The following is a 1539-nucleotide window of genomic DNA, read 5'->3' as shown; positions in this document are numbered from 1 at the left end:
GGCTCGGACCGTGCCGCGGCGTTAAGTCCCCAGACGACGAGCAAAAGATGAACCGCCCATAGAGCCGGCGCGAGCAACGACGAGAGAACCGTTGCGGATCGCATAGCTAATTCCTCTCGTAGAAACTGTTAGGACGGTAGTGGCTTCCAACGCATCAGCCGCCTTTGACGTGACGCGAAGCCCCGATGGCCTAGGCATAGCTCGATCTCGTAACCGACCAATTCCGCTGGCCGCCAGGTCTGTTTCCAGCTTGTTTCGATCTCGATGCCACCCTTGGCGGAAGTATGCCCATCACGTAAAGCGTATGTCTTGCAGGAGCCCCCTATGTAGCCCCGCCCAGAGACCTTGCCTCGGCTTTGCTTGGCTTGGTCATCAAGCCGCAGTACCGACACTGATATGACTCTGGGGCTTCGCGCGCTCGCGGTGGGCACCACTTCGTCGGCTTATCATGTCGTCCCGTCAGATCTCTTTTGCAATTCAGCGACCTCATTTCAGTCAACGAAGCGCGTCCTGTCGGACCTGAGGACGACCTCAGCGAAGTCGGGCACTTCCAGACCCTGGCGGACCTGGGCCTCAAGAACCTGCTCGGCCGCCCTGACGGCGGCGAGCCGCGCCAGCACTGTCTTAGCTTCCAGGCGGGGCACTACGGCGACGCCATCGCGGTCGCCGACGAGTATGTCTCCCGGCGAGATAGTCACTCCTCCCAGCACCACCGGAAATCCGACAGTGCCTGGACCATTGCGCGCCGGCGAGTTCGCGATGACCCCAGCACAGTAGACCGGCAACCCGACCGCCTCGATTCCGACAATATCGCGAACGAGGCCATCCGTGATGAAGCCGGCGATCCCTTTGTTCCGCGCCATGCCGAGCACGAGATCCCCAGTGACTGCCGCGCCGGCAAAGCTGTCGGTGGCCGCAACAATGACATCGCCATTTATGGCGGCATCCAACGCCCCAAACAAAGCGAGATTGTCGGCGGGGCCGCAGTGACATGTCACGGCGACGCCGATCAGCGTAGCAGTACTTGGCGATAGGGGCTTGATTGCATGGTGCAAGGCCCCGCGCCCACCCATGGCGTCGACGACGTGGCTGACGGGCACGCCCGAAAAGGCATTGATGATTTCTGCTGCAGGCCGTTCGAAACGGCGCTTGATGGTGAGCAGCGGCGGGTCTTCAATCATGGTGGCGGCCTCGTAGCCTGAACGAACGAAAGACAGTCCGGCCCGAGGTCGCTCAGGCTCCGCGCCCCCATCAGTGCCATGACCCGGTCGATCTCTTTGCGATAGAGTTCGAGCACGTGTCGCACACCGTCCTCGCCGGCGACCGCGAGCCCCCATAACTGCGGCCGACCGATCAGACAGCAGGAGGCGCCGAGCGCTAACGCCTTGACGACGTCGGATCCTCGCCGGATGCCGCCGTCAATCAGCACCGGAATGCGTCCATCGACAGCGGCGACAACTGCCGGCAGCGCGTCCAGCGACGCGGCGGCGCCGTCGAGCTGGCGTCCGCCGTGATTGGACACGATGACGCCGTCGATAC

2 protein-coding genes are annotated in these 1539 nt (G+C 62.8%); both read right to left on the bottom strand.

The window, feature by feature from the left end; translation table 11 throughout:
- Nucleotides 1-491 precede the first annotated feature (491 nt).
- Nucleotides 492-1181: an RraA family protein gene (locus ACXJ7R_RS32260; protein WP_457155337.1), complete on the bottom strand. Its 690-nt coding sequence runs from the start codon at nt 1179-1181 to the stop codon at nt 492-494.
- Nucleotides 1178-1539, bottom strand: a 362-nt coding sequence (locus tag ACXJ7R_RS32255; RefSeq protein WP_457155336.1) for an alpha-hydroxy acid oxidase, incomplete at its 5' end; no start/stop codon positions are given. The genes ACXJ7R_RS32255 and ACXJ7R_RS32260, both read right to left, overlap by 4 nt.

The organism is Mesorhizobium sp. P5_C1 (assembly GCF_054049815.1).
This window is presented reverse-complemented; position numbering and strand designations above follow the sequence as displayed.